This is a genomic window from Sulfobacillus harzensis (assembly GCF_012933365.1).
GTDB lineage: Bacteria > Bacillota > Sulfobacillia > Sulfobacillales > Sulfobacillaceae > Sulfobacillus_B > Sulfobacillus_B harzensis.
In genome coordinates this window covers 1-6,118 of sequence record NZ_JABBVZ010000149.1, presented here as the reverse complement: position 1 = coordinate 6,118, position 6,118 = coordinate 1, and the positions used below count along the sequence as shown (strand labels likewise).

Here is a 6,118-nt window from a genome sequence, read left to right as displayed (position 1 = left end):
AATTCAGGGGGAAAGAAATTTTCTCAGACCCCACAAGCATTGCAAATCAAGGACTTCGGGTTATGAAAAACCCTCACACGAAAAAAATAGCAAGGGCTGGGTCATGAAACGCTCGTTGACCATGCGCATGCCAATCCCCGCATTATTTACCACCATATCGAGCCGTGGCCAGAAACGGGCAATGGCATCCCGGGCCGCATCCACGATTCCGCATCGCGAACATCCAGCGGCACCGCTAGGACCGCGAATCCCCGATCCCGAAATCACGGTCGATGCCAAGCGCTCTGTGCAGCGATGGCGACCTGAGTCCCGTTGGCAAGCAATGCCTCCACCATCGCCAACCCTAGACCGTTGCTACCGCCTCTTACGAGAACGTGTTTTCCCTTTTGTCCCACCCCCTGCTGCTTGTCCACTTATAGCATTCGCCAAATGAGTGCCTTTTTCGGCATCAGGGGTCAGACCGTTAAACTTTCATCGCCCGCGCAATCAATAATCCGGCAAAAAATGCGGCCAACATGCCGGCCAGCGTCGCCGCTTGAAATCCCGACAGCACCACATTAATAGCCAATAGCAAGATCGCCCATTGTGCCGCCCCTCCCACACGTCGGCTGGCCATCACCGCGACATAGGCCCCCGCAAGCCCGAAGGAGGCAAAGGTCCCGCCCGTCAGTCCCGCGCCAATGAGACTGGTGGCCAATCCCCCGACAATGCCGGATCCAAAAAAGATTATCAGGTACTGCCACCATTGAGTTAGTCCTTCAATTTGGGACCCGATAATCCAGAGGAAAAACCCCGCAAACAAGAGGCCAATAAAACTGCCCGGAGATAAAGCCGAAATCAGCAGGGTGAGCACAATGCCACCCGGCCCGCTCGTGGCTAGCGCGATGACCCCTGGAACGAACCGCTCCACGATAAAGGCCACAATCATCAGGGCAATCAAGATTTTCGTGACCATCATGTCTTGTCCGAAATACCGGCGTTGACGCCGGTCCCGGGCCAACATTTGCTTTCGTTGCGCCTGCCAGTATTTTCGCGTTTCCCGGTCCATTAAGTCCTCCTCATCGTATTCTCACTGTTGACCTTGTCTTGATGCTATCATTTGTCCCCAAACAAAGAAGGCCGCCGAAGCGGCCTCTCTCTGTTAATCCTTCGCACTGGGCCGTGAACCCACCAGCTTCCAAGCGGCCGGGAACAGGCCTCCCGCAATCAACATCTTCAAGGCATCGCCTAAAATGAAGGGCAGAAATCCCATGGGAATAGCGTGGGAAAAACCGACATAAACGCCAAGCCAGGGTACCGCGATGGCATAGAGGATCGCCTCACCAATGACCATGGCTAAAATTGACGTCAAAATCGAACGGTCCCATCCCTTCTCAGCCAAGCGTCCCACCACAAAGGCCATTACCACGAAACCGACCAGATACCCCCCGGTGGCTCCAAACGAGGCCAAACCGCTGGCATGGCCGGCAAACACCGGGAATCCTACGGCTCCCTCGGCCAGGTATAGGACGAGGCTAAGCCCTCCCAGCCATCCACCCAATGCGCCGCCGACCAACAAAACGGCCAACGTTTGCCCGGTGACCGGGACTGGGGTGAACGGAAGCGGAATGCTCACTTGCGCTAACAGCGCCACCACTAGACTACCGGCCACCACCAAGGCTAATTGTCCCGCCCAATGCTTTTTCAGCGGTGTGAGACCCGCAAGCGCCGTGAAGCGGCGATTTTCGGTTACCGCAATCATACAAACCCTCCTAAGAAAGACTTTGCCCGAAGAAAATGGCAATCAAAGGATAATATGAGCACACCGGTGCATGCAAGATAGGTTTTAAATGGTTTCGGGCCGTGGCACAATGTCAGCATGGTGGATGTCATCGTGATTGGCGGCGGGCCGGCAGGATTGATGGCGGCCATTGCCGCGCAAAGTGCCGGGGGACAAACCCTTCTTATCGAAAAGGGGCACAAGCTCGGCCGCAAACTGGGCATTTCCGGCGGGGGCCGCTGCAACGTGACCAACGCCAAACCGCTCGAAGCGTTAATGGCCAATATTCCGGGCAATGCCCGTTTTCTCTATTCCGCGCTCACCCAGTTTTCCAACCAGGATGTGCGCGCCTTTTTGAGTCGCTGGGGATTCGCCTGAAGGAAGAAGACCGCGGGCGAGTCTTTCCAGCAAGCGACAAGGCCAGTACGGTTGTGCAAGCCCTGGTCTCGCAAGTCTATCGTCTTGGTGTCGAAGTCTGGCAAGATACGGCCGTTTCGGGATTAGTAGCGCGCGATGAGCGCATCGTGGGTGTGCAACTAGCCGACGGCCGTCTCATCCGCACCCGGGCCGTGGTCGTCGCCACGGGCGGCGCCAGCGTGCCCCAAACCGGCAGCACTGGAGACGCGTATCCCTGGGCCCGCGCGTTAGGCCATACCATTATTGATCCCTATCCCACCGAGGTGCCGCTTGTGAGCCATGCCCCCGTTATCCAAGCCAAGCGGCTGCAAGGACTGTCCCTCAGGGACGTTGTCGTCACATTGACGGACGGACGAGCTAAGCGGCTCACTCAGGAAGAGGGGGATGTCATGTTTAGCCACTTTGGGCTCACCGGTCCCGCGGCCCTGAGGGTCAGCCATTACGTCTCAACAGCGCTTCGAAAAAATCCAGCGGAGGCGCTCACCGCATATATTGACGTTCTCCCTGCCATATCTGGATCGGATATCCTCGGCCACTTGAAAATGGGCCGCCAGAAGGGGCGCAAGGAGCTGAAGACCCACGTTCTTGAATGGGTGCCAGAACGATTAATGGAGGAAATACTTCGCACCCTCGCATTAGACCCTCATCAAGCCATGGCAGAAGTCGGCAATCCGGTTCTCGAGGCGGTTGTCAAATTGATTAAGGCATTTCCCCTTCCCATCGCCGGAACCTTACCTTTGGCTAAGGCCACTGTCACGGGAGGAGGGGTGTCGGTCAAAGACATCCAGCCGAGCACCATGGGGTCCAAGCGCTGTCAGGGCCTCTATTTTGCTGGCGAAGTGATGGATGTGCATGCGCATACGGGCGGCTACAACATCACCGTCGCCTTTTCAACGGGCCATTTGGCAGGCCAATCAGCGGCCGAGTATAGTTTAAAGCTGTCATGGGCGCCCGTCCCGGACTAACCAGCCGCGACGGGCCCCGATCACGGCAGAACAACGCCATCTCCACGACTGCACCGGGAAAGCCACAGATGGTCCCGGAGATAACGGCTTCGGAGCAGGCGTCAAGTGAGGTCGGGGGCGTGCACGGTGTGCGGCCGCTCCAAATAGGAGTATTGGCCGGATCGCAAGCACGGTGGAGGCGGGCGTGGATGCCATGGGGCTCCGATCGTCCCGATAGGGTGCTGAACCGTTGGGAAACGCGATCTTCATAAGCAATGGGGTCATTTGCAGGAAATCTTCCCCTTCGAGCGAATTGTCAATGATGACAATATTTTTGGGGGAATAACATGACACCCAAACGCCGACTTTGGTCGCTCATTCTTGCGATTGGATTCACCGCCTTGGTGCTGGATCTCACCCTCCGAGGCGTAGGTCCTTTGCCCCCCTTGGCCAGCACTTTCAATCCCGCCACCGGTATCTGGACCAATGCCAAAGACGCCCAACTTCCCACCAGCCAGCGATTGGTGCTGCCCGGGCTCCATCACCCGGTCACGGTGAGCTTTGGTCCTCGGGGTACGGCCTATATCAAAGCCCAGACCGACCACGATCTGTTCCTCGCCATTGGGTACGTTCAAGCCAAAAACCGTCTCTTCCAAATGGATTTGATGCGCCGACAGGGCGAGGGGCTGCTTTCTCAAGTCGTGGGCAAGGCCGCCTTAGGATCCGATCGATTCGAACTTCAACTGGGTCTTTTACGAACCGCCCGGGCTAATTGGGCGGCTCTCCCGCCGGCCAGCTCCACCCGTGCCGCCCTGCTCGCTTACTCCGCGGGAGTGAATGACCTCATTAAGCAAGATGAGCGCCAGGGAACCCTTCCGGAAATGTTTAAGCTCTTGAACTATCGCCCCGCACCGTGGACGCCCATCGATACCTTAGTCATTCAAGGAGACATGACCCAAGACCTGGACTACACCACGGCGCCCATCGAATACAACCTACTGCAACAGTCTCTGGGTCCTCAGCGTGCCTCAGCCTGGGTTCCGGTCGATGAGCCCAATACCCAGCACCCCTATGACCTCGGCCCGTATCTCAAAGAACCGCTGACGCCCATGGAGTCTACCGCACGCATTCAGACCCCCTTCAGTCTCAAGGGCGGCGTGCCAACCGGCGCCTTGCCCAATACGCCATCAGCTACGGCCGTTGAGGGACTTGGTTCGACAGCCGGGGCGGACAACACCGCACTAAAGGACGTTGCGGCCCTCACCCAAAGCTTTCATCATGCCTTTTCCGACAGCAACAATTGGGCGGTGTCCGGGGCTAAGACGGCCAACGGGCAGCCGATGCTGGCCGGCGACCCGCATCTCAGCCAAACACTGCCGTCCATTTGGTACCAACTTGCGGGACAGGCGCCCGGATACGACTTCACCGGGGTCTCCATTCCCGGGACGCCCATGATACTCATCGGCCGCAATCACAACATTGCTTGGAGCCTCACAAACGTGCAAAACCAGGCTACCTTCTTCTACCGCGAAAAAATCAACCCCAAGAACCGCAATCAATACTTCTGGGATGGCGCCTGGCGAACCATGAAAACCGTTCAATACACCATTCCCGTCAAAGGACAACAATCGGTAAACCTAACGGTGAAATTGACGGTGCACGGGCCGATGATGACTCAGTCGGGGGAGACCCTAGCCGTCGATTGGATTGGAGCGCTGCCCTCTCCTGACATCTCGGTGATGCTCTCCCTGCTGCAAGCGACGAACTTCTCCGAGTTTCAAAGCGCCCTCTCCCGCTGGCATGCTCCCGGCCAAAACTTTATTTATGCTGACCGCCACGGAAACATCGGCCTCATCTCCGCCGGCTATTATGCCGAAGTGAAGCACGGGCAGCCTTGGACCGTTCTTTCCGGTACGGGAGCCGATGATGTGAGCGGCACCATCCCGTACAACGCTGTGCCACAGTCCTACGATCCCGCCTCAGGATTTGTGTTTTCCGCCAACCAACGTGAGGTCTCAAGCCGCTATCCCTATTACGTCGGCACCTCCATGGATTTCTTTTCGACCGGGTTTCGTGCCGACCAGATATATGACACACTCAAAAACGCCACCCATTTGACCCCGGCCGACTTCGCCCGCCTGCAATCGAACAAGCAGGACGTGCTGGCCCAGACCATGGTGCCCGAGGTGCTTCACGCCCTAAAGGGAACCGCCCTGACAACCACCGATCAGCAAGCCGCCCAGCTCATGAGCCAGTGGAACGGCAGCATGGGGGTCACCAGTCCTCAAGCGACCATCTGGTGGTTTTTCATTAACCAATACCTGCAAGACACCTTTGGCCCGTGGTGGAACGCGGACCACGTGCCGGTTAAGGCAGATCCCAATTTGGCCTTGGCCACGACCAGTGAGGTCGGCAATCCCTTGGTGGATGACTTGGAGGCCTGGACGGCCCACGACCCGACCAACCCGGCCTTCTCCTTGCCTTCAGGTCAAAAGCGAACCGCAGCGGAGATTATGGCAAAAGCCTTCCAACAGACGGTCCGCAAACTTGCGGTCAAACTTGGTTCCAATCCCCGCCAGTGGCAGTGGGGGCGGGTTCATGCACGCGAGTTCCCGTCGTTGGCTCAAATAGCGGCTCTTGGCTATGGACCGCGCCCCAGCGGCGGCGACTCCTGGACGGTAGATGCGGCCGATGGGGGCCTTGTCTCATCCGCCGGACCCAGTTGGCGCATGATTGTCAACTGGCAAGGACCATCGCAGCCTCCGCAAGCTCTGGGGGTGTACCCGGGAGGACAAAGTGAAAATCCGCTCTCACTCTGGTATCAAAATCGGATTCAAGCATGGTGGAGCGGCCAATATGCCCCCATCAAATCCGTCAGCCAAGACCATGGCGGCCCAACCTGGCACCTGGTGCCATAACCCAAGTCCCGCGGTTAAATGTCAAGATCCATTTTTCTCACGGGACAGCCGGGAAAAGCCAGGCTGAACTAAACCGTCCA

General features: G+C 57.6%; 3 protein-coding genes and 1 pseudogene. 2 read left to right on the top strand and 2 right to left on the bottom strand.

Going from position 1 to position 6,118, the window contains the following annotated elements:
- Positions 1–463: 463 nt before the first annotated feature.
- Together HIJ39_RS20960 and HIJ39_RS20955 are read right to left on the bottom strand one after the other, a co-directional pair.
- The gene (locus tag HIJ39_RS20960) at positions 464–1,048 is read right to left on the bottom strand and encodes a rhomboid family intramembrane serine protease (RefSeq protein WP_169102987.1); all 585 of its coding nucleotides are present in this window, start codon (positions 1,046–1,048) and stop codon (positions 464–466) included.
- 93 nt (positions 1,049–1,141) lie between these two features.
- Positions 1,142–1,741, bottom strand: a complete 600-nt coding sequence (locus tag HIJ39_RS20955; RefSeq protein WP_169102986.1) for a biotin transporter BioY — start codon at positions 1,739–1,741, stop codon at positions 1,142–1,144.
- A 117-nt stretch (positions 1,742–1,858) separates the two neighbouring features.
- Here HIJ39_RS20955 and HIJ39_RS20950 point away from each other — a divergent pair.
- Both HIJ39_RS20950 and HIJ39_RS20945 read left to right on the top strand, forming a co-directional pair.
- Positions 1,859–3,141 (top strand): annotated as a pseudogene (locus HIJ39_RS20950) (BaiN/RdsA family NAD(P)/FAD-dependent oxidoreductase).
- A gap of 326 nt (positions 3,142–3,467) precedes the next feature.
- Positions 3,468–6,038 carry a penicillin acylase family protein gene (locus HIJ39_RS20945; RefSeq protein ID WP_169102985.1) on the top strand — a complete coding sequence of 857 codons (2,571 nt, stop codon included), beginning with the start codon at positions 3,468–3,470 and terminating at the stop codon, positions 6,036–6,038.
- Positions 6,039–6,118: the final 80 nt, after the last annotated feature.

Excerpts from the sequence above, each read along its gene's own strand:
- HIJ39_RS20955 (WP_169102986.1), bottom strand. The coding sequence starts at position 1,741 with ATGATTGCGGTAACCGAAAATCGCCGCTTCACGGCGCTTGCGGGTCTC.
- HIJ39_RS20960 (WP_169102987.1), bottom strand. The coding sequence starts at position 1,048 with ATGGACCGGGAAACGCGAAAATACTGGCAGGCGCAACGAAAGCAAATG.
- HIJ39_RS20945 (WP_169102985.1), top strand. The coding sequence starts at position 3,468 with ATGACACCCAAACGCCGACTTTGGTCGCTCATTCTTGCGATTGGATTC.